This is a genomic window from Hoeflea sp. 108 (assembly GCF_000372965.1).
In the GTDB taxonomy this organism is placed as follows: Bacteria; Pseudomonadota; Alphaproteobacteria; order Rhizobiales; family Rhizobiaceae; genus Aminobacter.
This window is the reverse complement of the sequence record NZ_KB890024.1, coordinates 167425-189598: the sequence shown is the minus strand read 5'-3', so window position 1 is coordinate 189598 and position 22174 is coordinate 167425. Positions and strand designations below refer to the sequence as shown.

Here is a 22174-nt window from a genome sequence, read left to right as displayed (position 1 = left end):
CCGCAGCGAACCGTCCATTTGCCGCGCGACCGAATACACATCTAATGCCTGCAGTGTTGAACATTGGTTACACCCCCGACTTGCACTGATCTGGGTGAATCAGCTTCTCTGCGGCCCGAACGCCCATTGGCAGTGCAAGGGATGAGGCCGACATGAACCAATACAGCTTGCTGGCCGAGGGCATTTCGGTGACGCTCGATCTTGCCGTCGGGCATGTCGCCGAACTGGCTATCGCGTCCGGCGGACGGACGCTCAGACCGCTGCATCGTGCCAAGTGGATCGGCTCGCCCGACCTGCCCGCCGCGATGCCGGCAGGCCAGCTCAGGCTGTCGGGCGATTTCCTCTGCGCGCCCTTTTCTCGATCGGATGTCGAGGAAGCGCCGCTGCATGGCTGGACCAGCAACAGCGCCTGGAAGCATGTCGGCGACGAGAAGCTGGCCGACGGCGCGCAGGCGACGTTCCGGCTTGAGCGCAAGGTCATGGGAGCCGTGGTCGAAAAGCGACTGACTTTGCGCGACGGCCACCCTTTCCTCTATCAGGAGCACAGTTTCATCGGCGGCAGCGGCGCGATTTCGGTAGCCCACCACCCGATGACGGAGATGCGTGCAGGCGGCAGGCTGGCGTTTTCGCCCAAACGGCTGGCGGCGACGCCAGAGACGTCGCCCGAGACCGACCCGGCGCGCGGCCACAGCGCACTCGCCTATCCGGCAGAGAGCCACGATCTCACCCGTTTTCCGGCGGCAGATGGCAGCGTGCTCGACCTGACTGAGTTCCGCACCGATAGTGCACATGAAGATTTCGTCACGCTGGTCGAGGCAGAACATGGCGGCATAGGCTGGTCGGCGGTGGCGCGAGAGGCCGAAGACGACGTCGTGCTGGTGCTGAAGAACCCCGCCGAACTGCCGGTGACGATGCTGTGGATCAGCAATGGCGGGCGCTTTTACGCGCCGTGGAACGGCCGGCGCGGCGTGCTCGGTGTCGAGGACGGGCGCGCAGCCATCGGCCATGCCACCTCGCTCGGCGACAACTGGCTGAAACGCCTGGGCGTGGAAACGGCCTTCGCGCTCGGCGGCACCGTCAGCTTCAGGCAGGTGGTTGGCGCGGTCACATCATTGAGGGGCACAGCGCCAAGTTCAGTCACCGCAGCCAGGGGTCGGCTCCAGCTCGGCTTCGACGGCGGCGCGTCGGACGAGGTCGGCTTCGACGACAGCTTCCTGCGCATCGGGCATGCGCCCTTGAACTGAGCTCTTCGCCGCCTCATTTTTGACGGAACTTGCGGCACGATGACAGCTGTAACCCTCGGGAAGGTCCATGTCAGAAATCGCCCATATCGCCGCCACCCTGTTCAAGCGCGCGCATCATGCCCAGCGTTTCGTCGTCGGCATCGCCGGGCCGCCCGGCTCGGGCAAGTCGACGCTTTCGGCGGCCCTTCACGACGTACTGCCCGACGGGGCTGCGGCTGTGGTGCCGATGGACGGCTTCCATTTCGACGACAGCGTGCTCGACAGGCGCGGCCTGAGGACGCGCAAGGGCGCACCCGAGACATTCGACTTTGCCGGCTTCGAAGTGCTGCTGCGCCGGCTGAAGGCGGCCGAACCCGATGTCGCCATCCCCGTATTCGACCGCAGCATCGAGCTGTCGCGTGCCGCGGCAGACGTGGTCAGCGCCGACGTGAAGTTCATCCTGGTCGAAGGCAACTACCTGCTGCTCGACGAGGATCCGTGGCAGAGGCTGGCGCCGCTGTTCGATTTCACCATCTTCGTCAATTCGCCGCGCGAGGAATTGGAGCGGCGGCTGGTGGAGCGCTGGCGCGAGCATGGCCGCTCCGACGCCGACGCGCGCAACTGGATCGACACCAACGACATGCCCAATATCGACCGCGTGCTTCACGCCAGGCGCAAAGCCGACCTGGAACTCTGAACGAGCAAGTCCAGGACAAAAAAGCCGGAGGCGCAACGCAGCTCCGGCTTTTTGGTATTCAGGAGACGCCGATCACGGCCGCGGCGGGACGTTCAGTCCCTTCTGCACGGCGGGACGGGCGAGGCCACGCTCGAGCCAGGCCGCGACATTCTTGAAATCGTCGAAGCCGACCAGATCGCGCGCCTCGTAAAAGCCGATGAGGTTGCGCACCCAGCCGAGCATCGAGATGTCGGCGATGGTGTAGTCGTCGTCCATGATCCACTTGCGGCCTTCGAGCCGCTTGTCGAGCACGCCGAGCAGGCGCTTGGACTCGTCGCGATAGCGCTCGAGCGGGCGCTTGTCTGATATCTCGCGGCCGGCGAATTTGTGGAAGAAGCCGAGCTGGCCGAACATCGGGCCGACCGACGCCATCTGGAAGAACACCCACTGCACCGTTTCGTAGTGGCGGGCGCGGTCGGCAGGGATCAGGCGGCCGGTCTTTTCAGCGAGATAGAGCAGGATGGCGCCCGACTCGAACAGTGCCAGCGGCTTGCCGCCGGGACCGTTGGGATCGATGATCGCCGGGATCTTGCCATTGGGGTTCAGCGCCAGGAATTCGGGCGTCCAGCTCTCGTTCTTGCCGATGTTGATGGCATGGGCCTCATAAGGCAGGTCGAGCTCTTCCAGCACGATCGACACCTTCACGCCATTGGGCGTCGGGAAGGAATAGAGCTGAATGCGGTCGGGGTGCTGGGCTGGCCAGCGCGCAGCAATCGGAAAGGGCGTAAGATCGCTCATCGACGGTTCCTCGGGATGGGCCGCGTGGAAACGCCGGCCAAGGGTGGGGGCACGCAAGATGTAGTGGCGGCGTGGCCGCGCATCAATATCCAGATGTCACGACAGGAAGGCGACGAGGCGACCGCTCAGGCCGCCTTGACCGCCACCACGGCATTGGTGCCGCCAAAGGCGAAACCATTGCTGATCGCGACGCGCACGTCGCGCTTCCTGGCCACGTTCGGCGTGACATCGAGGTCGCAATCGGCATCCGCCTCGCGATAGTTTGCAGTCGGCGGAACCAAGCCCTCACGCACGGCCATGACGCAGGCGATCATCTCCAGAGCGCCCGAGGCGCCGAGGCAATGGGCGTGCATCGACTTGGTCGAAGACACCGACAGCTTGTGGGCATGGGCGCCGAACACGCGCTTGATGGCAGCGGTCTCGATCTGGTCGTTGGCCTTGGTGCCGGTGCCATGGGCGTTGATGTAGTCGACCTCTTCGGGCGCAAGGCCCGCGTCGAGCAGGCAGGCGCGCATGGCGGCCGTCGGCCCTTCGACGGTCGGTGCAACGATGTCGGAAGCATCGCCCGACATGCCAGCGCCGGCCAGTTCGGCCAGGATGGTCGCGCCTCGGGCGACGGCGTGTTCATAGGTCTCGAGCACGGCCATACCGGCGCCCTCGCCAAGTACCAGCCCCTGGCGGTCGGCCGAGAACGGACGGCAGGTGTCGGGCGACAGAACGCGCAGCGCTTCCCAGGCCTTGACGATGCCCCAGACCAGCGGCGCGTCGGTGCCACCGGCAACCATCACGTCGGCGCGTCCCAGGCGAAGCTGGTCCATGGCCGCGGCAAAAGCGTGGTTGGAGGACGAGCAGGCAGAGGTGACGCCGAAGACCGGGCCACGCAGGCCGAGGCTCATGCTGACCTGGCCGGCGGCTGCACCAGGCATGACCTTGGGCACAGTGAAGATGCCGGCGCGGTTCTTGCCGTCGAGCAGGATGGCGCGATAATTTTCCTCGATCGCCTCCCAGCCGCAGACGCCGACACCGACGACCGTTCCCATGCGGTAGGTGTTGGCATCAGTCGAAACCAGACCCGCCTGGGCCATGGCTTCGCGCGCCGAAATCACCGCTAGCAGGCTGAAACGGTCCATCGACACAAGCTGCCGGCGGTCGATGCCATGGTCGGGCAGTTCGGCGATCTCGGCGCCCGTACGGGTCTTGAGGTCATGCAGCGGCGACTGGACCAGTTGGCCGATGGCCGAGCGGCCATTGCGCATGGCATCCCAGATTGCAGGCGCGCCGTTGCCGAGCGCGCACAGCCCGCCGATGCCGGTGATGACGATACGCTGACGGGTCATGTCAGACTTTTTGGGCGATCAGGCCGCGAACGGCTTCCACCATGTCGCCGACATTCTTGAGGCTGCCCCAGGCGTCGACCGTGTTCATCTCGATCTCGATGCCGTATTCCTCTTCGAGGTCGAAGATGATCTCGGTCAGCTCGAGAGAATGGATGCCAAGCGCAGTAAGCTCAGTGCCCAGGGTAATCTCTTCGCCGCCGGTCTCGGCATGGGCCTTGATCTTCTCGATGATGTCGGTTGCCAGTTGGTCGGCCATAAGTACCCTTCCCCAGAACTATACACGTGTCAGGCAATTCGCCGCCCATTCCCGCAGCAGGCCCGAATGCGGCTCTCGGGCGCCAAAAGCCCCGAAATGAGCCAAAGAGGTTGTTCCTCTATAGAAACCGAAACGCGGTGAGGCAACAAGCTATATATCGACAAAACCGCCGGCTCGATTAACCTCGGGGCATCATGACAGCACGCATTTCCCCCTCCGCAGCCATCGACGCAGCGGCGATTTCCTCGCAGCGCGTCGCAGCGAAAGGCAGGATCGAGATCGAGCGGCGTGGCGGCCGCAGCAGGCTTGCGCGCCTGTTCCAGGAGGGCGCGGCGAAGATCCGCCTGCCCGACACCGGAGCCGATCCGCTTGAGGCCGTGCTCATCAACATGGCCGGCGGTCTGACCGGCGGCGACCGCATCGCCTGGGAGGTCTCAGCAGGCACAGACGCCCGCGCCGTCATTACCACCCAGGCCTGCGAGAAGGTCTATCGCGCACTTGCCGGCCATGCCGAGGTCGATGTGCGGCTCGGCGTCGGCGAAGGCGGTTTTCTCGGCTGGCTGCCTCAGGAGACCATCGTCTTCGACCGCGCCGCCTTTTCACGCCGGCTGGACGTGGAACTGGCATCACGCGCGGAAGCCCTGCTCGTCGAGGCGACTATCTTCGGCCGCAGTGCCATGGGCGAGCGGGCGCGTTTCGGCACGTTCCGCGACCGCTGGCGCGTCAGGCAGGGCGGCAGGCTGGTCCATGCCGAGGATCTTGCCGTCGGGCCGGAGATCGAAGCGACATTGGCGCGCCCGGCCTCGGCGGGCGGGCGCATCGCCTTTGCCACGCTGCTGCTTGTCTCTCAGCGCGGCGAACAGATGCTCGAGCCGGCGCGGAAAATCATCGGCGACGACGGCGGCGCCAGCTACTGGACGGTCGGCCAAACTGGCAAGCTTCTTGCGAGGCTTTACGCCGAAGACGGCTACACGCTACGAAAGCGACTCATGCCACTGGTCGCCCTGCTCAACGGACAGGCAGGCCTGCCCAGACTGTGGTCACTCTAGGATTTTGGTGCGCGAATGAACCTGACGCCTCGGGAAAAGGACAAGCTCTTGATCGCCATGGCCGCGATGGTGGCGCGCAAGCGACTGGAGCGCGGCGTCAGGCTGAACCATCCCGAAACGGTGGCGCTGATCTCCGACTTCATCGTCGAAGGCGCCCGCGACGGCCGCTCGGTCGCCGAGCTGATGGAGGCAGGCGCTCATGTCGTTACCCGCGCCCAGGTGATGGACGGCATCGCCGAAATGATCCACGACGTGCAGGTGGAAGCTACCTTCCCCGACGGCACCAAGCTGGTGACCGTGCACGAACCGGTACGCTGAGATTTGCCATGCTGGAACTTCGCCCCAACTGCGAATGCTGCGACCGGGACCTGCCGGCCGAGGCAACAAACGCTGTGATCTGTACCTTCGAATGCACCTTCTGCACGGACTGCGCGGAAGGCGTCCTTGACGGCACCTGCCCAAATTGCGGCGCCAATTTTTCTGTCCGGCCGATCCGGCCGGCGGCACTGCTTCTGAAATATCCGGCCTCGACCAAACGCGTGCTGAAAGCCGAAGGCTGCGCGCCAAAGTCCGCCGCCTGATTGTCTCGTACCTAGGGTATCCCCACATGCTCAAGCGCCTCGCCGCTGCCATTTCGCTGCTGTCGCTCTCGGCCGCACCCGCCTTCGCGCATCTCAACCCCGAGGAACACGGCTCGCTGCTCGCCGGTGTGTCGCATCCGCTGTTCGGGGCGGACCACATCCTCGCCATGGTGGCGGTCGGCCTGTGGGCTGCCCTGCTCGGCGGCCGCGCTTTGTGGCTGGTGCCATCTGCCTTCGTCGGCACCATGGCTCTGGGCTTCGCGGCGGCCATCGCCGGCACCCTCCTGCCCTTCGTCGAGCCTGTCATCCTGGCTTCCGTCGTGGTGATCGGCTTGCTCGCGGCGGCCGCGCTCCAGATACCTGTCTGGGCCGGCATGGTCATGGTCGGCTTCTTTGCCTTCTTCCACGGTCACGCCCATGGCGGCGAACTCGGCTCGGCCGGCGCGCTCAGCTTCGGCATCGGCTTCGCCCTGTCGACGGTGCTGCTGCACGCCACCGGCGTCGGTCTCGGCCTCGGCATCGGCCGCGTCTTCGGCGGTGGAACGGGGCGTCTCGTTACCCGCATCGCCGGCGGCGCGACCGCGCTCGGCGGCCTGTGGCTGGCGCTCGGAGCCTGAGACCATGATTCCAGGTGAAATCATCCCCGCCGAAGGCTCGATCGAGCTCAACAAGGGTCAGCCGACGGTGACGCTGAAGGTCGCCAACACAGGCGACCGGCCGATCCAGGTCGGCAGCCACTTCCATTTCTACGAGACCAACAACGGCCTGAAATTCGACCGCGAGCAGGCGCGCGGCATGCGGCTCGACATCGCAGCCGGCACCGCCGTGCGCTTCGAGCCGGGCCAGGAGCGCGACGTGACGCTGGTGCCCTATGGCGGCAAGCGCGAGGTCTACGGTTTCCAGAAGAAGGTGATGGGTAAACTCTGATGCCGGCACAAGTCTCCCGCGCCTCCTATGCCAAGATGTTCGGCCCCACCGTCGGCGACAAGGTCCGGCTCGCCGACACCGAACTGTTCATCGAGGTCGAGAACGACTTCACCTGTTATGGCGAGGAAGTGAAGTTCGGCGGCGGCAAGGTCATCCGCGACGGCATGGGCCAGAGTCAGCTGAGCCGCGCCCAGGGCGCCGTCGACTGCGTCATCACCAATGCGCTGATCCTCGACCACACCGGCATCTACAAGGCCGATGTCGGCCTGAAGGACGGCCGCATCGCCGCCATCGGCAAGGCCGGCAATCCCGACACCCAGCCCGGCGTTACAATCATCATCGGCCCAGGCACCGAGATCATTGCCGGCGAAGGCAAGATCCTGACCGCCGGCGGCATCGACACCCACATCCACTTCATCTCGCCGCAGCAGGTCGACGAGGCGCTGAATTCAGGCGTCACCTGCATGGTCGGCGGCGGCACGGGGCCGGCGCATGGCACGCTCGCCACCACGTGCACGCCCGGACCATGGAACATCGCCCGCATCATCCAGTCCTTCGACGGCCTGCCGATGAACATCGGCGTGTTCGGCAAGGGCAATGCCTCGCTGCCCGGCGCGCTGGAGGAAATGGTGCTCGCCGGCGCCTGCGGGCTCAAGCTGCATGAGGACTGGGGCACGACGCCGGCGGCCATCGACACCTGCCTGTCGGTCGCCGATGCCTACGACATCCAGGTGGCGATCCACTCGGACACGCTGAACGAAGGCGGCTTCGTCGAGGACACGGTCGCGGCGTTCAAGGGCCGCACCATCCATTCCTTCCACACCGAAGGGGCCGGCGGCGGCCACGCGCCCGACATCATCAAGGTTTGCCAGTACCCCAACGTCATCCCCGCCTCGACCAACCCGACACGGCCCTACACGGTCAACACCATCGCCGAGCATCTGGACATGCTGATGGTCTGCCACCATTTGTCGCCGTCGATCCCCGAGGACATCGCCTTTGCCGAAAGCCGCATCCGCAAGGAGACGATCGCGGCGGAGGACATCCTGCACGATCTCGGCGCCTTCTCAGTGATCTCGTCGGACAGCCAGGCCATGGGCCGCGTCGGCGAAATGATCATCCGGACCTGGCAGACGGCAGACAAGATGAAACGCCAGCGCGGCGCCCTGCCTGAGGAAAAGGGCAACAACGACAATTTCCGCGCCCGCCGCTACATCGCCAAATACACCATCAACCCGGCCATCGCGCACGGCATGTCGCGCGAGATCGGCTCGATCGAAGTCGGCAAACGCGCCGACCTGGTGCTGTGGAACCCGGCCTTCTTCGGCGTGAAGCCCGACATGGTCATGATGGGCGGCTGGATCGCCACTGCCCCCATGGGCGACCCGAACGGCTCGATCCCGACGCCGCAGCCGAGCCACTACCGCCCGATGTTCGGCTCCTTCGGCAAGGCACTGACCAACAGCACGATCACCTTCGTCTCGAAGGCCGGACTGGAAGGCGGCCTGCGCGAACGCATCGGCGTGGCGAAAGAGATGGTGGCCGTGGAAAACACCCGCGGCGGCATCGGTAAGCGCTCGATGATCCTCAACGAGGCCATGCCGCAAATCGATGTCGACCCCGAGACCTACGAGGTCCGCGCCGACGGCGAACTGCTCACCTGCGAGCCGGCGACCGTGCTGCCGATGGCGCAGCGCTACTTCCTGTTCTAGCGCCAGCATCACGCATGGGGAGACCACAATGAAGTTCGAAATGATCCAGGTGGACGCCTTCACCGACAAGGTCTTCTCCGGCAATTCGGCGGCGGTGGTGTTCGTCGAGGAATGGCTGCCGGACCAGCTTCTTCAGGGCATCGCGCTGGAGAACAACCTCGCCGAGACGGCCTTTCTGAAACCCAATCGCGACGGCTGGGACATCCGCTGGTTCACGCCCACCGACGAGGTGCCGTTCTGCGGACACGCTACGCTCGCCTCGGCCTGCGCGCTGCACCTGCGCAAGGGCGTCGAGCGCACCATGCGTTTCTCCACCCGAGAGGTCGGCGACCTGCTCGTCACGCCGCAAGGCGACGGCTATCGCATGGACATCCCTCGCTTCGATCCCGACTTCGCCATCTCTGCCGATGCGCTGGTCAACGGCCTGCGCGACGACAGCTGGGTGCAGTTGTTCCGCAACCGCGAAAACTATTTCGTCGAGCTCGTCTCGGAAGCGGAGTTGCTCGCCTACCAGCCCGACCTGCCGCGCATCGCCGAGCTCGGCTCGTTCGGCATGTGCATCACCGCCCGCGGCAGCGACTGCGATTTCGTCTCGCGCTACTTCGCCCCCGGCGCCGGCATCCCCGAGGATCCAGTGACCGGCTCGACGCATGCCACCCTCGCCCCCTACTGGGCGCAAAAACTCGGCAAGACCGACCTTTCGGCACGGCAGCTGTCGTCGCGGGGTGGTGTGCTCGGCTGCGAAGTCACGGCCGAGCGCGTGTTCCTCACCGGCAAGGCGGTGATCTACATGGACGCTACGATCCACCTCGGCTGAACGGCAGCAGCCGTCAGCAACCGCCCGCGACCTGATGCCACGGCGTCGATGCTGGACAGGTCACAGCCAGCCACTATGGTGCCGCCGCTAGCTAAAAATTCGGCAGGATTCCCCGGACCCAAGACCGGAGCGTCCTGCTTTCTTGGAAATGGAGTTTCATATGATCGGGAAGAACGTTCCTTCCGTCACCTTCCGCACGCGCGTGCGCGACGAGGCCATTGGCGGCCCGAACCCCTTCCGTTGGGAAGACAAGACCTCGGCCGACTTCTTCGGCGGCAAGCGCGTCGTCCTGTTCTCGCTGCCGGGCGCCTTCACCCCGACCTGCTCGACCTACCAGCTGCCTGATTTCGAGAAGCTGTTCGGCGAGTTCCAGGCTCAGGGTATCGACGAGATCTACTGCATCTCCGTCAACGACGCCTTCGTCATGAACGCCTGGGGTAAGTCGCAGAACCTCGCCAACGTCAAGCTGATCCCGGATGGCTCGGGCGAGTTCACCCGCAAGATGGGCATGCTGGTTGCCAAGGACAATCTCGGCTTCGGCATGCGCTCGTGGCGCTACGCCGCCGTCATCAGCAACGGCCAGGTCGAAAGGTGGTTCGAGGAAGAAGGCTTCTCCGACAACTGCGACAGCGATCCCTATGGCGTGTCCTCGCCGCAGAACATCCTCGAGGCGCTGAAGAACGACGGCGTCGCCGAAGCCGCCTGAGCATCGACGCATTCGCTTGATGCAAAACCCCGGCCGCGAAAGCGTGCCGGGGTTTTTTCATGGAAGGGCTACACGGCACGCTCACGGCAATGTCTATTGGCTCGGAATCCGTTTCAGCGCAGGATACCTGCCTCGACGGTTCTAATATCTCCCGGACAGATGCCATGCCTGCATCCGACAGCAGAGGCGCCCGATGACGCCCGATGCCGCTCCCGAAGTCTTCCCGCATATCCGTGTCGTCATGGGCATGGTCATCGGCCTCGGCATGGCGAGGCTGCTTCTGGGGGTTGCCCGCATCATCCAGCATCCGCGCCAATATCCGCTCTATCCGGTGCATCTCGCCTGGGTTGCGTCGCTGCTGCTTATGCTGGTCCATTTCTGGTGGTGGGAGTTCGGCCTCTACGTCGTCCAGGACTGGACCTTCGGCGCCTATCTGTTCATCGTCGGCTATGCGATCACGCTGTTCCTGATGTGCGCGCTGCTGTTTCCCGACAGCTTGCAGGACTACAAGAGCTACGAGGATTTCTTCTATTCGCGCCGGGGCTGGTTCTTCGGCCTGCTTGCCCTGACCTACGTGCTCGACATCATCGACACGCTGCTCAAGGGCGAGGAGCATTTCGCCCATTTCGGCGGCGAGTATCTGATCCGCACACCGATCCTGGTGGCACTTTGCCTCATCGCCATCGCCACCGCGAGCAGGCGATATCATCTGGCATTCGTGACAGCTACTTTGCTGTATCAGATATCGTGGATCTGGCGGCTGTTCGACACCATTGTCTGAACGCCTACAGATCCAACGTCTCGCCCAGGGAAACAGACGACCATGCTGCGCGCTATCAAGATCATCCGTGCCGACGCCGCCACCGGTGCGCAGCCCTTCGACGTCGCCGTGCTCGCCCATGATGAGCGCCACATCAGGCGCCGCGCCATCGCCCTGTCCCAGGGCGAGCGCGTGCTGGTCGACCTGCCGGAGCCGGTGGTACTCGAAACCGGCGACCTGCTGTCTCTTGAAGACGGCCGTACGACAGCCATCGTCGCAGCCGAGGAGGAGCTATACGACATCCGCGCTCGCGACGCCGTCCACCTGACGCAGCTCGCCTGGCACATCGGCAACCGCCATCTGGCAGCAGCCATTTCAGTCGATCGCATTCTCATCCTGCGCGACCATGTCATCAAGGCGATGCTGGAAGGGCTCGGCGCCAGCATTACTGACATCCTGGCGCCTTTCGAGCCGGTGCGCGGCGCTTATTCGGGCCACGGCCACGATCACGGCCATTCGCACGATGATGGTGGTCACCACGCCCATCGCCATGATCATGACCACAAGCACGATCACCACCACGACCGTGACGGCCACCACCATCACCACCATGATTGAGCGCGGCAACATGGCACTTCTGCGCCTGATGGCGTGGCTGTCGCCCGCCTTCCCCGTCGGCGGCTTCTCCTACAGCCACGGCCTCGAACGCGCCGTGCATGATGGGCTCGCCGGCACGCGCGACGACCTCGCCGCATGGCTTCAGGCACTCGCCGAATTCGGCTCGGGCTGGAACGATGCGGTGCTGTTTGCGGAAAGCTGGCACCGGTCCAGCGACGACGGCAACCTGCATGAAGTTGCCGAACTCGCCGAGGCATTGGCCGGCTCGCGCGAACGCCATATGGAATCGATGCTGCAAGGGCAGGCCTTCCTCGCCGCTGCCGCCGCCTGGCCGCATCCTGTCAACGCACAGCTTCCGGCCGAGTGCCCCTATTGCGTCGCCGTCGGCGCCGTTGCCGGCGCGCATGGCATCGCGCTGGAAGACGCGCTGGCCGCATGGCTGCAGGCTTTCTCCACCAATCTCGTGCAGGCAGCGATCCGCCTCGGCGTCATCGGCCAGACGGCCGCCACCGGCATCATCGCCGGCTTCGAAGCGACAGCACTTGCCGTTGCCGCCCGCGCTGCCACGTCGAGCCTCCAGGATCTCGGCACCGCGGCAATTGCCTCCGACATCATGGCCATGCGCCACGAAACCCAGAATTCAAGGCTTTTCCGCTCATGATACCAGTCGCCTTCGCGCTTGCCGCGGTGCTCTATCTGCTCACCTCGCTGCACGTCTACTGGGGCCTCGGCGGTGTCTGGCCCGGCACCGACCAGGCTTCCTGCGCTCGCGCGGTGGCCGGCTTCCGCGGCGTCGACACCATGCCCACGCCCTTCGCCTGCTTTGCTGTTGCCGCCTGCCTTGTGCTCGCGACGCTGTGGCCGCTGGCGCTTGTCGGTATCTTCGCCACGCCCTTCCCCAAGGCCGGGCTTGCCTCCTCGGCGCTGATGATCGCGCTGGTCTTCCTTGGCCGCGGCATCGCCGGTTTCACCCCCGGATGGCGAAGGCTGACACCGCAAATGCCGTTCGCCCGGCTCGATCGGCTGTATTATTCGCCCCTGTGCCTGGCCATCGGCGCAGGCTTCGCTTTCCTAGCCATCAAGGGATTCCAGCCATGACCTCGAAAAACGGCCCGCTTCGCATCGGCATCGGCGGCCCTGTCGGCTCGGGCAAGACGACGCTGACGGAGAAGCTGTGCAAGGCGCTGCGCGACGAGTTCTCAATCGCTGTCGTCACCAACGACATCTACACCAAGGAAGACGCGTTGCTGCTCGCCCGCCTGCAGGCGCTGCCGGAAGAACGCATCATGGGCGTGGAAACCGGCGGCTGCCCGCATACCGCCATCCGCGAGGACGCCTCGATCAATCTCCAGGCCATCGCCGAGATGAACAGGAAATTCCCCGATCTCGACATCGTCTTCATCGAGTCGGGCGGCGACAACCTGGCCGCGACCTTCTCGCCCGACCTCGCCGACATCACGCTCTATGTCATCTCGGTCTGCCAGGGCGAAGAGATCCCGCGCAAGGGCGGTCCCGGCATCACCCGCTCCGACTTCCTGGTCATCAACAAGAGCGACCTCGCGCCTTATGTGAACGTCAATATCGAGGTCATGGAAGGCGACGCCGCCCGCCAGCGCGGCAAGCGCCCATTCGGCTTCACCGACCTGTCGCGCGGCAAGGGACTGGAAGCAGTCATCGACTTCATCGTCGAGAACGGCGGCCTCAGGCTGGACCAGCTGAAATCAGCCTGAGCTGATGTTGCCGCACCCGATCTGACGCGGCATTCTTTCTCCCAGCGCATCGGCCCGAAGCCGGTAGCGGACTTCGGAAATATGATGGAGAGGGAGGAAGAAATGGCCGTCACCCAGCTCAAGCAGACCAACCTGCCGTTCTACGAGGAGCGCGTCGACCTCGCCTGCGCCTTCCGTTGGACGGCCAGACTCAACATGCATGAGGCGGTGGCCAACCACTTCTCGCTCGCCGTCAACGACGACGGCTCGAAGTTCCTGATGAACCCCAACCAGGTGCATTTCTCGCGCATCAAGGCGAGCGACCTTTTGCTGATCGACGCCAACGACCCCGAGACGATGAGCGGACCCAACGCGCCCGACCCGACCGCCTGGGGCCTGCATGGCGCTGTCCACCGCAACTGCGCGCATGCGCGCTGCGTCATGCATGTGCATTCGATCCATGCCACGGTGCTGGCCTCGCTGGCCGATTCCACTTTGCCGCCGATCGACCAGAACACGGCGATCTTCTTCCGCCGGCATGTCGTCGACGGTCATTATGGCGGGCTTGCCTTCGAGGAAGAGGGCGAACGCTGCTCGCAGCTGCTCGCCGACCCCAAGGTCAAGGTGATGATCATGGGCAATCACGGTGTCATGGTCATCGGCGACAGCGTCGCCGACACCTTCAACCGGCTCTATTATTTCGAGCGCGCCTGCGAAACCTACATCAAGGCTTTATGGACCGGCCGTCCCTTGCGTACGCTCTCCGACGAGATCGCCGAGAAAGCAGCACTCGAGCAGGAAGACTATCCCGGCCAGGCCGAACGCCACCTCGCCGAACTCAAAGCGATCCTCGACGAGCAGGAGCCGGTGTTCCGGAACTGAGAGGCGGGATTTGGCCCGTCGGCGCGTATCATCGGCGACGTCGCGGCAAAGACCCGGGGATCCATGCCGTCACATCTCCACCACGCCTCGGTCCAGGCAAACCAGAGACCACTCACCCCAACCCGAGCAGCGCCCGCACTTCCTCGGCGCTGTGCGCCACCAGCGCGCCAGCCGGACCGTCGATCTTGTCCTGCGGCCAGAAGATGGTGCGCATGCCGGCGGCGACGCCGGCCGTTGCCCCGGTGACGCTGTCTTCCATGACCACGGTGTCGGCCGGATCGATGCCGGTCAGGAATGCGGCACGCAGATAGGGCTCGGGATCGGGTTTGCCGAGGCGCACGTCGTTGCGGCTGATCGTCTTCATCGCCGCCTGGTGGATGCCGACGGCGCGGAGGTTGATGTCGACGACCATGCGGTCGGAATTGGAGACGATCGCCTGGACAACGCCCCTGGCCTTGAGATCGCCGAAGATTTCCATGGCGCCCTCGCGCGGCAATAGATCCGGCGCGCGGCCCATATAGTGCTCGTATTTGCGGGCGATCCAATCGTCGAAACCGAGCTCCAGTCCGAACTGGTCGCGCAGCACCTCATAGACCGGGCGCGCCGCCTGGCCGACGACGCGGGCGTGCAGATCGGCGGGCGGCTCGATGCCGACACTGCGCAGCGCCGACACCAGCGATTCCTCGTGCAGCGGCTCGCTGTCGATCAGCGTGCCGTCCATGTCCCAGTAGACCGCTTTTGGAATCATCGTGCCGACCTTTCTTCGCTACCGCGGTCATAGGACGAACGGCTGCGGAAATGAACCGGCAGGATGATAGCGACAAAGCGGCCATATGGCGCGGCCCTATTTGCGGCGGCTGCAGGGACTGTTGCCGTCGAGATAGCCGACGTCGCGCTTGAGGTGGTCCGGCAGGTCCCGGAAATCGAACACCCGGCGGCGCGAACGCAGTCCGAATGTGGCTGCCAGCCGTGCCGTCCAGCTGGTCTGCTCGCAATGGATAAGACTTGCCTGTGCCGTGGCCATGATCGTCACCCTGATGAGATGCTTGAAACGCGCTGATGCGTTGACGTAGATATAGCTCTGGAATGATTGACTTTTCCAATTGAACGTCGATCATTACCCATTAAATGGCCTTATGCATGGAGGTGCGGGAATGCCGCTTCAGCTGCCGCCTTTGACCGCGATCAGGGTGTTCGAAGCCGCCGCCCGCCAGGGTAGCTTCACCAAGGCCGCGGCCGAGCTCGGCATGACGCAGGCCGCCGTCAGCTACCAGATCAAGCTGCTCGAGGAGCGCATTGGCGCGCCGCTGTTCCTGCGCAAGCCGCGCCAGGTGGTGCTGACCGAGGTCGGCAGCCGCATGGTGCCGATGGTGACCGAGGCATTCGGCCTGCTGAGCGACGCCTATCAGATGGCGCGCGCCGGCTCCGGCGGCACGCTCGGCATTTCGACGGTCCACACCTTCGCATCGAACTGGCTGGCGCCGCGCATCGGCTCCTTCCAGCTGCGCCATCCCAACATTGCCGTCCGCCTCGACACCTCGAGCGCGCTTGTCGATTTCTCGCGCGAGGAAATGGATATCGGCATCCGCTCCGGCGCCGGTAAATGGCCCGGGCTTGCCGCCCATTTCTTGTTGCGCTCGCAGTATTCGCCCATGCTCAGCCCGCGTCTCGCCGAAAGCATCGGTGGGATCAGGGAGCCGGCGGATCTGCTCAAGCTCAGGATTCTCAACCCTGCCGACATCTGGTGGAAGGCCTGGTTCGAAATGGCCAATGTGCCGGCAGACGCACTCGACAGGATGCCCGACACCAGCCTGGGTTCGCAGGCCGCCGAGGCGAATGCCGCGATGGCCGGCCAGGGTGTGACGGTTCTGACCACCGCGCTGTTCACCGCGGAGCTGGCCGAGGGCCGGCTGATCCAGCCGTTCGAACTCACCGGCCATGGTGGAGACTACTGGCTGGTCTACCCTGAGGGGCGCCGCAACGTGCCGAAAATCCGCGCTTTCCGCGAATGGATCATGGCCGAGCTCAACTGCCCCAAGGACGCGGCAAGCGACTAACGGTACCACTAGCTCGCCATTGCTGGCACAATCCTTGCCGGTCTTGATGGCTTGCCACACCTGCCCGTTTGCTTCAAAACCCGACCACGGCGAGGCAAAACCGGGTGTTTTGAGGCCGAATCGATCGATATCGGCGGCATATCTCGCGATATCGGCGCGAAAGACGATAAAAAATGTCTGCGATAGCAACCGGCGCGCAATCACCGGCCAGTCCTTGGCGCGACGAACTTCGCGCGATGCTCGCGCTTGCCTGGCCGATGATCCTCACCAATCTCGCCCAGTCGGCGATGACAGCGACCGACGTCATGATCATCGGCCGGCTCGGCCCCGAGGCGCTGGCCGCCGGTGCGCTCGGCTCCAATCTCTATTTCGCGCCGCTCGTCTTCGGCCTCGGCCTGATGTACGCGACCTCGCCCATGATGGCGGCCGAGCTCGGCCGCAAGCGCCATTCGGTGCGTGACGTCCGGCGGACGGTTCGGCAGGGCCTCTGGATGGCGCTCGTCATCGTCGTCCCGATCTGGGTGTTGCTGTGGAACGCCGAGCACATACTGATCGCCATGGGCCAGGAGCCCAAGCTTGCCGAGCAGGCGGGCGTCTATGTCCGCCACCTGCAATGGGCGGTGCTGCCCTTCTATGGCTATATCGTGCTGCGCTCCTTCATTTCGGCGCTGGAGCGGCCGGGCTGGGCGCTGGCGATCATGGCGATCGCGGTCGCGGCCAACGCTATCGGCAACTGGCTTCTGGTGTTTGGCAAATGGGGCTTCCCCGAGATGGGTATCGCCGGCTCGGGCCTCGCCACCAGCATTGCCAGCGGCATGATGTTCGTTGGCATGGCACTCGTGGTGATGTTCGAAAAGCGCTTCCGCCGCTACCGGCTGTTCGGCCGTTTCTGGCGCGCGGACTGGCCGCGTTTCTTGGCGTTGCTCAAGCTCGGCGCTCCGATTGCCGGCATCCTTGCCTTCGAGGTGACGATCTTCAACGCTGCCGCCTTCCTGATGGGGCTGATCAATGCGGAGTCGCTGGCAGCGCATGCTATCGCCATGCAGATCTGCGCCGTTACCTTCATGATCCCTCTGGGCCTCGGCCAGGCGGTGACAGTGCGCGTCGGCCTCGCCTTCGGCGCCAAAGACCGCGATGGCATCACCCGCGCCGGCTGGACCGCCTATGTGCTCGGCGTCGGCTTCATGGCGCTGATGGCGCTGGTGATGGTGTTGTGGCCGCATCTCCTTATCTCGGCCTTCATCGACATCAGTGACCCGGCCAACGCCCATGTCATCAGCCTGGCAGTCAGCTTCCTGGTCTTTGCAGCGCTGTTCCAGGTGGTCGACGGCGCCCAGGCGGTGTCGTCAGGCCAGTTGCGCGGACTGCAGGACACAACCGTACCGATGATCCTCGCCGCGATCGGCTATTGGGGCATCGGCCTGCCGCTCGGCGTGCTGCTCGCCTTCCACTTCGGCTTCGAGGGTCGCGGCATCTGGATCGGCCTGTTTTCCGGCCTTGCCACAGTATCGGTGCTGCTGCTGTGGCGTTGGCTCAGGCGCGACAGGCTCGGCCTGATGGACAAGCCGGTGATCTGAAGGCGGCCTTGGATCAGGCAGCCGCCACACACACGCGATTGGCGACCCATCTGCCGGCCGCGTTGATGATGCGGTCGGGATCGCTGTAGCTCTGCCGCAGCAGGTCTTCGTAAACCGCACCTTCCGCCGCACGGTCGAGCGGCGTTGGCGAGCCGGTCATCGCCTGCAGTGCTTCGCCGAGGGCGGTGACGGCGCCCGAACCTTCATCGAACTGCGCCTTCTTTCGCCAGACGAGGTCGTGCGGGAGGAGATCGGCGCAGGCCTTGCGCAGAATCCATTTCTCCGTCGTCGGACCGGTGCTCTCGGGCGAAGCCGGGTCGGTGCGCCTCAGTTTCAGCGTCGCCGGGATGCTCTGGGCAAAATCGATCAGCTCGCGGTCGAGGAACGGCGTGCGTGCCTCCAGGCTCTCGGCCATGGTGACACGGTCGACGCGCTGCAGATTGATGTTGTGCATGGTGCCGAGCGAGCGCGTCAGCTCGTCGGCCAGTTCGCGCGGACGATCGACATAGGCATGATGGTAGGTGTAGCCGGCAAACAGCTCGTCGGCGCCTTCGCCCGTCAACACCGCCTTGACATGACGCCGCGCCAGCCTGGCGGCAAAATGGGTCGGCACGGCCGAGCGCACCAGGTCGATGTCGGCGCTTTCGAGATGGTAGATGACGTGCGGCAGTACGGCTGCGACTTCTTGCGGCGTGAACGCATGCTCGAAATGCTCGGTGCCGAGATGATCGGCGACCCGCCGCGCGGCGATCAGGTCCGGGCTGCCGGCAAGCCCGACCGAAAATGTCTTCAACCGCTTCGGCAATTGGCGGGCGGCGATTGCCGCGATGATCGAGCTGTCGAGCCCGCCCGACAAGAACGAGCCGACCTCGACATCGGCGACCATCCACTTGGCAACAGCCTCTTCCAGCACCAGGCGCAGTTCGCGCCAAGTCAGCTCCTCATCAAGGCCCGGTTCTGGATCGGCCGCACCTTGTGGCATGCGGTACCAGCGCCGCTGGCCCTCCAGGCTGTCATACATGGCGCCCGGCTCCAGCGCCTCGATCTTCGCCACCTCGACACCGTCGAAGGCCTTGAGTTCGGAGGCGAAGCCGAGCCCCTCGCCGATATGGGCGACGTAGAGCGGCTTGATGCCGAGCGGGTCGCGGGCGGCGATGATGCGCTCCGGCGTCGCCAGCACGAAGGCGAACATGCCGTCCAGCCGCGACACCCAGCGCAGCGCATTCTTGCGGAAGAGGTGCAGCACCGTCTCGCTGTCGCTGCGGGTCTGGAAGGCAGTCTCGCCGAGAATGGCGCGGAGGTCAGCGTGGTTGTAGATCTCGCCGTTGACGACCAGGATGTTGTCGCCCTGGTGGATCGGCTGGGCGCCGTTATCTGGACCGATGATGGCGAGCCTTGCATGCGCCATGACGACGGGGATGTTGTTCGGCCGCAGCACCTCCAGGGCATCGGGCCCGCGATGCTCCATCTTCCGGATCATCCGCGAGGCGAGTTGCTCGTCGTCGAGGTTCCAGAGGCACACAAATCCGCACATGGCGCATCGCTCCCGCATGGCCGGCCTAGGGCATGGGACGATGCTAGGATTGGGGCGGACTGAACGCGACCACCAGGCGACTGGAAATTGTCACCCAGGCGACACCGCGCCTGGGTGAGACCGGGAGATCAGGTGTCCGACGACATCGCACCGAGAAGCTTCCTGATGTCTCCGAAGCGGGCGATCAGGGAGAACACCAGTGCCGCCACCGCCACGAAGAACACCGACACCGACGCCATGGTCGGCGTGTAGCCGTAGCGCAGAGCGTTGAAGATCTTGATCGGCAGCGTCTCGATGGTGAAGCCGACGGTCATGTAGGCGACGATGTATTCGTTGAGCGACAGCACGAAGGCGAAAGCGTAGCCCGACACGAGATAGGGCCGGATCAACGGCAGAACCACCGTCTTCAGCACCGTGCGGTCGTCGGCGCCCATGGTCGAGGCTGCCTCGACCAGCGAGCGGTCGATGGAGGCGAAACCGAGCGACAACGTCACCAGCGGTAGCGTGACGAAGAAAATCGCGTGGCTGATAACAGCAGTCCAGGGCTGGCCGTAGAAGCCTGACGTCGCCCAGAAGGTCAGCATGCCCAATGCGGTGATGACTGGCGGCAGGATGAAGGGGGCGAGGCCGAGGATCTGGAAGACGTTGGCCCATGGCGCGATGCGCCGCCACAGGAACCAGGCGAGCGGCAGCGCGATCGCCACCGCAAGGGCTGCCGCCGTAACCGCCAGCGTGACCGAGGCGATGAGGGCTGCGCGCCATTCCGGATCGAAGAAGATCTGGCCATACCAGGACAGCGAAAAGCCCTTGGGCGGGAAGGCGAGGTCCTGCTTCTCGTTGACCGAGACACCGGCGACAACGATCAGCGGGGCGGCGAGAAACAGGGCGACGGCAGTGAAGTAGAGCCGGCGAAGGAAGGTTGCCATCACAGCGCGTTCTCCTTGCGTCCGACAAGCAAAGTGAGGCCGACAAGCGCCAGCGACATCAGCACCAAAAACACCGCCATCGCTGCGGCAAACGGCATGTTGGACTGGTAGATGGCCTGGTCGGTGATCAGCACCGACAGCGTCCAGTGTGAGGGGCGCCCGAGGATCTGCGGCAACAAATACGAGCCGAGCGCAAAGACGAAGACCATGATCAGCGTCGCCACGATTGTGTTTCGCAGTGCCGGCACCACAACATTAACGAAGGCGCGCGTCGGCGAGGCACCGAGCGTGCGCGCCGCCTCCAGCAACTGCGGGTCGAGGCGCACCAAAGCGGGATAGAGCACGAGTATTGTGTAGGGCAGCGCCTGGTAGACCATGCCCGTCAGCACCGCCCAGAAGCTCGGCGTCAGCGCCACAGGCTCCTTCATCAGGCCAAGAAAGACAAACAGGTTGGTGATGCCGGCGGTGCGGGTAAACAGCGTCGACCAGGCGAAGCCGATGATGACCTCCGACAGCGACAGCACCGACAACAGGCAGACCAGCCAGATGGTCTGCACCTTGCGCGGCCGCTTGGTCAGAAGAAAGGTGAACGGAAACGCGATGGCGACGCAGCAGATGGCGACCATAACCGCCAGCATCAGCGAGAAGGCCAGCACCCTGCCGAAGAAGACCGAGAGGAAGCGGGCATAATTGTCGAAGACGAAATCGGGCGTGTAGAATCCCGAGGGGTCACGCAGGAAGAAGCTGACGGCGATCATCGTCGAGAACGGGATGACGAAAAAGACTATCAGCATCAGCCCGGGAAAGAAAAGCGGGCTGTAGTCGGCTATCGATTTCGGCGCCTCGCGTTTCATGACTTGAGCACCACGCAGGCATCGGCCGGCAACGTGATGCCGACCTGCTGGCCGGCAACGACATTGGGCCGCTCGCGCGGCGTCGCCACCGCGATGATGGTCTTGCCGCCGGCCTCGACGAAGGTCTCGATGGTGCCGCCGAGGTCGCGCACGAATGTCACGGTGCCGCCGATGCTGTCGCCGCCGACGGGGCCGAGATGCACGTCCTCGGGTCGGATCGACACGGCAGCCCTGGTGAGGCCGGCGGGCATGACAAGGTCAGGGATCGCCTGGCCGAGCACGGAGACGCGGCCGGCGCGGTCTGTTTCGGCGTCGAGCAGGTTGGTCATGCCGATGAAGTCGGCAACGAAGGCATCGGCCGGCTTGCGGTAGATTTCAATGGGTGGGGCGGCCTGCAGGATCTTGCCCTGGCCCATGACGACGACGAGGTCGGCCATGGTCATCGCCTCGCGCTGGTCGTGGGTGACGACAAAGGTGGTGATGCCGAGCCGCTGCTGCAGCTGACGCAATTCGACCTGCATGGCCTCGCGCAGCTTGGCGTCGAGCGCCGACAGCGGCTCGTCGAGCAAGAACAGCCTTGGTGACAGCGCGAGCGCGCGGGCGATGGCCACGCGCTGGCGCTGGCCGCCCGACAGCTTCGAGACCGGGCGATCGGCGAAACCGGGCAGATGGATGAGCTTCAGCAGATCGTCCGAGCGCTTCTTCTGCTCGTCGCGCGAGGCGCCGCGGATGCGCAAGGGGTAAGCGATGTTGTCGCCGACCGTGAGATGCGGAAACAGCGCCAGCGACTGGAACACCATGCCAAGGTTGCGCTTGTGCGTCGGCACCGGCGTAATGTCCTCGTCGTCCAGCATGATCGCGCCCGATGTCGGGTCCTCGAGGCCTGCGATCATTCGCAAGAGCGTGGTCTTGCCGCAGCCGGACGGGCCGAGCAGGCAGACGAACTTGCCATGCGGCACTGCCAGGTTGGCAGTGTCCACAGCGGTGAAGTTGCCGAATGACTTGACGATGTCCTTAAGCACGAGTCCGGACATGGAAGGCCTCAAATGGGTTGTTGCAACTGTCGAGGCAGAGCCCGGCAGTCTTCGATTAGAAAGTGGAGCGGCGTTGGCGGAGGGCCTTTCTTCTCCCCATTCTCGGGGAGAAGATGCCGGCAGGCAAATGAGGTGCGGCGC

The 22174-nt window shown here is 64.6% G+C and carries 27 protein-coding genes; 18 read left to right on the top strand and 9 right to left on the bottom strand.

Annotated elements, in window-relative coordinates; genetic code table 11:
* The first annotated feature begins 152 nt into the window (after nucleotides 1-152).
* Entirely contained in the window at nucleotides 153-1244 is a 1092-nt protein-coding gene (locus B015_RS0100865) for a hypothetical protein (RefSeq protein WP_018425753.1), read from the top strand.
* Nucleotides 1245-1311: 67 nt separating this feature from the next.
* Nucleotides 1312-1920, top strand: coding sequence for a nucleoside triphosphate hydrolase (locus B015_RS0100860; protein ID WP_018425752.1), 609 nt, complete (start codon nucleotides 1312-1314; stop codon nucleotides 1918-1920).
* Nucleotides 1921-1992: 72 nt separating this feature from the next.
* Here B015_RS0100860 and B015_RS0100855 read toward each other — a convergent pair whose 3' ends face one another.
* The 3 genes from B015_RS0100855 to B015_RS0100845 all read right to left on the bottom strand — a co-directional run bounded on the left by B015_RS0100855 (nucleotide 1993) and on the right by B015_RS0100845 (nucleotide 4290).
* Complete coding sequence (locus B015_RS0100855; protein WP_018425751.1) at nucleotides 1993-2697, bottom strand: glutathione S-transferase N-terminal domain-containing protein; 705 nt, start codon at nucleotides 2695-2697, stop codon at nucleotides 1993-1995.
* Nucleotides 2698-2822: 125 nt separating this feature from the next.
* Nucleotides 2823-4034: a beta-ketoacyl-[acyl-carrier-protein] synthase family protein gene (locus B015_RS0100850; RefSeq protein WP_018425750.1), complete on the bottom strand. Its 1212-nt coding sequence runs from the start codon at nucleotides 4032-4034 to the stop codon at nucleotides 2823-2825.
* A 1-nt stretch (nucleotide 4035) separates the two neighbouring features.
* Nucleotides 4036-4290, bottom strand: coding sequence for an acyl carrier protein (locus B015_RS0100845; RefSeq protein WP_018425749.1), 255 nt, complete (start codon nucleotides 4288-4290; stop codon nucleotides 4036-4038).
* Nucleotides 4291-4484: 194 nt separating this feature from the next.
* On the opposite strand from B015_RS0100845, the gene B015_RS0100840 reads away from it, so the two are divergent.
* The 14 genes from B015_RS0100840 to B015_RS0100775 all read left to right on the top strand — a co-directional run bounded on the left by B015_RS0100840 (nucleotide 4485) and on the right by B015_RS0100775 (nucleotide 14051).
* A complete protein-coding gene (locus B015_RS0100840) occupies nucleotides 4485-5339 on the top strand; it encodes an urease accessory protein UreD (RefSeq protein ID WP_018425748.1) in 855 nt (284 codons plus the stop codon).
* 15 nt (nucleotides 5340-5354) lie between these two features.
* Nucleotides 5355-5657, top strand: a complete 303-nt coding sequence (locus B015_RS0100835) for an urease subunit gamma (protein ID WP_018425747.1) — start codon at nucleotides 5355-5357, stop codon at nucleotides 5655-5657.
* A gap of 8 nt (nucleotides 5658-5665) precedes the next feature.
* Entirely contained in the window at nucleotides 5666-5920 is a 255-nt protein-coding gene (locus B015_RS0100830; protein WP_018425746.1) for a DUF1272 domain-containing protein, read from the top strand.
* 26 nt (nucleotides 5921-5946) lie between these two features.
* The gene (locus tag B015_RS0100825) at nucleotides 5947-6537 is read left to right on the top strand and encodes a HupE/UreJ family protein (RefSeq protein WP_018425745.1); all 591 of its coding nucleotides are present in this window, start codon (nucleotides 5947-5949) and stop codon (nucleotides 6535-6537) included.
* 4 nt (nucleotides 6538-6541) lie between these two features.
* Nucleotides 6542-6847 carry an urease subunit beta gene (locus B015_RS0100820; protein WP_018425744.1) on the top strand — a complete coding sequence of 102 codons (306 nt, stop codon included), beginning with the start codon at nucleotides 6542-6544 and terminating at the stop codon, nucleotides 6845-6847.
* A complete protein-coding gene (gene ureC, locus B015_RS0100815) occupies nucleotides 6847-8559 on the top strand; it encodes an urease subunit alpha (RefSeq protein ID WP_018425743.1) in 1713 nt (570 codons plus the stop codon). Before B015_RS0100820 ends, ureC begins: the two co-directional genes overlap by 1 nt.
* 28 nt (nucleotides 8560-8587) lie before the next feature.
* The gene (locus B015_RS0100810; protein ID WP_018425742.1) at nucleotides 8588-9376 is read left to right on the top strand and encodes a PhzF family phenazine biosynthesis protein; all 789 of its coding nucleotides are present in this window, start codon (nucleotides 8588-8590) and stop codon (nucleotides 9374-9376) included.
* 160 nt (nucleotides 9377-9536) lie between these two features.
* The gene (locus B015_RS0100805; RefSeq protein WP_018425741.1) at nucleotides 9537-10082 is read left to right on the top strand and encodes a peroxiredoxin; all 546 of its coding nucleotides are present in this window, start codon (nucleotides 9537-9539) and stop codon (nucleotides 10080-10082) included.
* 193 nt (nucleotides 10083-10275) lie between these two features.
* Entirely contained in the window at nucleotides 10276-10863 is a 588-nt protein-coding gene (locus tag B015_RS0100800) for a hypothetical protein (protein WP_018425740.1), read from the top strand.
* Between the two features lie 42 nt (nucleotides 10864-10905).
* Nucleotides 10906-11460, top strand: coding sequence for an urease accessory protein UreE (locus tag B015_RS0100795; protein ID WP_018425739.1), 555 nt, complete (start codon nucleotides 10906-10908; stop codon nucleotides 11458-11460).
* Nucleotides 11453-12121, top strand: a complete 669-nt coding sequence (locus tag B015_RS0100790) for an urease accessory protein UreF (protein WP_040456397.1) — start codon at nucleotides 11453-11455, stop codon at nucleotides 12119-12121. Before B015_RS0100795 ends, B015_RS0100790 begins: the two co-directional genes overlap by 8 nt.
* The gene (locus B015_RS0100785) at nucleotides 12118-12558 is read left to right on the top strand and encodes a DUF3995 domain-containing protein (protein WP_018425737.1); all 441 of its coding nucleotides are present in this window, start codon (nucleotides 12118-12120) and stop codon (nucleotides 12556-12558) included. Before B015_RS0100790 ends, B015_RS0100785 begins: the two co-directional genes overlap by 4 nt.
* Nucleotides 12555-13190, top strand: coding sequence for an urease accessory protein UreG (gene ureG / locus B015_RS0100780; RefSeq protein WP_018425736.1), 636 nt, complete (start codon nucleotides 12555-12557; stop codon nucleotides 13188-13190). Before B015_RS0100785 ends, ureG begins: the two co-directional genes overlap by 4 nt.
* 102 nt (nucleotides 13191-13292) lie before the next feature.
* Nucleotides 13293-14051: a class II aldolase and adducin N-terminal domain-containing protein gene (locus tag B015_RS0100775; protein ID WP_018425735.1), complete on the top strand. Its 759-nt coding sequence runs from the start codon at nucleotides 13293-13295 to the stop codon at nucleotides 14049-14051.
* A gap of 112 nt (nucleotides 14052-14163) precedes the next feature.
* Here the strand turns inward: B015_RS0100775 and B015_RS0100770 are convergent, their stop codons facing one another.
* Together B015_RS0100770 and B015_RS30125 are read right to left on the bottom strand one after the other, a co-directional pair.
* Nucleotides 14164-14799, bottom strand: a complete 636-nt coding sequence (locus B015_RS0100770) for an HAD family phosphatase (RefSeq protein ID WP_026226747.1) — start codon at nucleotides 14797-14799, stop codon at nucleotides 14164-14166.
* Between the two features lie 96 nt (nucleotides 14800-14895).
* Complete coding sequence (locus tag B015_RS30125; RefSeq protein ID WP_018425733.1) at nucleotides 14896-15075, bottom strand: hypothetical protein; 180 nt, start codon at nucleotides 15073-15075, stop codon at nucleotides 14896-14898.
* A 130-nt stretch (nucleotides 15076-15205) separates the two neighbouring features.
* Between B015_RS30125 and B015_RS0100760 the strand changes: the two genes are divergently transcribed.
* Both B015_RS0100760 and B015_RS0100755 read left to right on the top strand, forming a co-directional pair.
* Entirely contained in the window at nucleotides 15206-16108 is a 903-nt protein-coding gene (locus B015_RS0100760) for a LysR substrate-binding domain-containing protein (protein ID WP_018425732.1), read from the top strand.
* A 173-nt stretch (nucleotides 16109-16281) separates the two neighbouring features.
* Nucleotides 16282-17685: an MATE family efflux transporter gene (locus B015_RS0100755; protein WP_026226746.1), complete on the top strand. Its 1404-nt coding sequence runs from the start codon at nucleotides 16282-16284 to the stop codon at nucleotides 17683-17685.
* Nucleotides 17686-17698: 13 nt separating this feature from the next.
* On the opposite strand, the gene asnB is transcribed toward B015_RS0100755, so the two are convergent.
* The 4 genes from asnB to B015_RS0100735 all read right to left on the bottom strand — a co-directional run bounded on the left by asnB (nucleotide 17699) and on the right by B015_RS0100735 (nucleotide 22033).
* Nucleotides 17699-19219: an asparagine synthase (glutamine-hydrolyzing) gene (gene asnB, locus B015_RS0100750; RefSeq protein ID WP_018425730.1), complete on the bottom strand. Its 1521-nt coding sequence runs from the start codon at nucleotides 19217-19219 to the stop codon at nucleotides 17699-17701.
* A gap of 128 nt (nucleotides 19220-19347) precedes the next feature.
* Nucleotides 19348-20145, bottom strand: a complete 798-nt coding sequence (locus B015_RS0100745) for an ABC transporter permease (protein ID WP_018425729.1) — start codon at nucleotides 20143-20145, stop codon at nucleotides 19348-19350.
* Nucleotides 20145-20999, bottom strand: a complete 855-nt coding sequence (locus B015_RS0100740) for an ABC transporter permease (protein ID WP_018425728.1) — start codon at nucleotides 20997-20999, stop codon at nucleotides 20145-20147. Before B015_RS0100740 ends, B015_RS0100745 begins: the two co-directional genes overlap by 1 nt.
* Entirely contained in the window at nucleotides 20996-22033 is a 1038-nt protein-coding gene (locus B015_RS0100735) for an ABC transporter ATP-binding protein (RefSeq protein ID WP_018425727.1), read from the bottom strand. The genes B015_RS0100740 and B015_RS0100735 overlap by 4 nt, the downstream gene beginning before the upstream one ends.
* Between the last annotated feature and the right edge of the window lie 141 nt (nucleotides 22034-22174).

Coding starts and splice junctions, on each gene's coding strand:
- B015_RS0100865 (WP_018425753.1), top strand. CDS start 153: ATGAACCAATACAGCTTGCTGGCCGAGGGCATTTCGGTGACGCTCGAT.
- B015_RS0100860 (WP_018425752.1), top strand. CDS start 1,312: ATGTCAGAAATCGCCCATATCGCCGCCACCCTGTTCAAGCGCGCGCAT.
- B015_RS0100855 (WP_018425751.1), bottom strand. CDS start 2,697: ATGAGCGATCTTACGCCCTTTCCGATTGCTGCGCGCTGGCCAGCCCAG.
- B015_RS0100850 (WP_018425750.1), bottom strand. CDS start 4,034: ATGACCCGTCAGCGTATCGTCATCACCGGCATCGGCGGGCTGTGCGCG.
- B015_RS0100845 (WP_018425749.1), bottom strand. CDS start 4,290: ATGGCCGACCAACTGGCAACCGACATCATCGAGAAGATCAAGGCCCAT.
- B015_RS0100840 (WP_018425748.1), top strand. CDS start 4,485: ATGACAGCACGCATTTCCCCCTCCGCAGCCATCGACGCAGCGGCGATT.
- B015_RS0100835 (WP_018425747.1), top strand. CDS start 5,355: ATGAACCTGACGCCTCGGGAAAAGGACAAGCTCTTGATCGCCATGGCC.
- B015_RS0100830 (WP_018425746.1), top strand. CDS start 5,666: ATGCTGGAACTTCGCCCCAACTGCGAATGCTGCGACCGGGACCTGCCG.
- B015_RS0100825 (WP_018425745.1), top strand. CDS start 5,947: ATGCTCAAGCGCCTCGCCGCTGCCATTTCGCTGCTGTCGCTCTCGGCC.
- B015_RS0100820 (WP_018425744.1), top strand. CDS start 6,542: ATGATTCCAGGTGAAATCATCCCCGCCGAAGGCTCGATCGAGCTCAAC.
- ureC (WP_018425743.1), top strand. CDS start 6,847: ATGCCGGCACAAGTCTCCCGCGCCTCCTATGCCAAGATGTTCGGCCCC.
- B015_RS0100810 (WP_018425742.1), top strand. CDS start 8,588: ATGAAGTTCGAAATGATCCAGGTGGACGCCTTCACCGACAAGGTCTTC.
- B015_RS0100805 (WP_018425741.1), top strand. CDS start 9,537: ATGATCGGGAAGAACGTTCCTTCCGTCACCTTCCGCACGCGCGTGCGC.
- B015_RS0100800 (WP_018425740.1), top strand. CDS start 10,276: ATGACGCCCGATGCCGCTCCCGAAGTCTTCCCGCATATCCGTGTCGTC.
- B015_RS0100795 (WP_018425739.1), top strand. CDS start 10,906: ATGCTGCGCGCTATCAAGATCATCCGTGCCGACGCCGCCACCGGTGCG.
- B015_RS0100790 (WP_040456397.1), top strand. CDS start 11,453: ATGATTGAGCGCGGCAACATGGCACTTCTGCGCCTGATGGCGTGGCTG.
- B015_RS0100785 (WP_018425737.1), top strand. CDS start 12,118: ATGATACCAGTCGCCTTCGCGCTTGCCGCGGTGCTCTATCTGCTCACC.
- ureG (WP_018425736.1), top strand. CDS start 12,555: ATGACCTCGAAAAACGGCCCGCTTCGCATCGGCATCGGCGGCCCTGTC.
- B015_RS0100775 (WP_018425735.1), top strand. CDS start 13,293: ATGGCCGTCACCCAGCTCAAGCAGACCAACCTGCCGTTCTACGAGGAG.
- B015_RS0100770 (WP_026226747.1), bottom strand. CDS start 14,799: ATGATTCCAAAAGCGGTCTACTGGGACATGGACGGCACGCTGATCGAC.
- B015_RS30125 (WP_018425733.1), bottom strand. CDS start 15,075: ATGGCCACGGCACAGGCAAGTCTTATCCATTGCGAGCAGACCAGCTGG.
- B015_RS0100760 (WP_018425732.1), top strand. CDS start 15,206: ATGCCGCTTCAGCTGCCGCCTTTGACCGCGATCAGGGTGTTCGAAGCC.
- B015_RS0100755 (WP_026226746.1), top strand. CDS start 16,282: ATGTCTGCGATAGCAACCGGCGCGCAATCACCGGCCAGTCCTTGGCGC.
- asnB (WP_018425730.1), bottom strand. CDS start 19,219: ATGTGCGGATTTGTGTGCCTCTGGAACCTCGACGACGAGCAACTCGCC.
- B015_RS0100745 (WP_018425729.1), bottom strand. CDS start 20,145: ATGGCAACCTTCCTTCGCCGGCTCTACTTCACTGCCGTCGCCCTGTTT.
- B015_RS0100740 (WP_018425728.1), bottom strand. CDS start 20,999: ATGAAACGCGAGGCGCCGAAATCGATAGCCGACTACAGCCCGCTTTTC.
- B015_RS0100735 (WP_018425727.1), bottom strand. CDS start 22,033: ATGTCCGGACTCGTGCTTAAGGACATCGTCAAGTCATTCGGCAACTTC.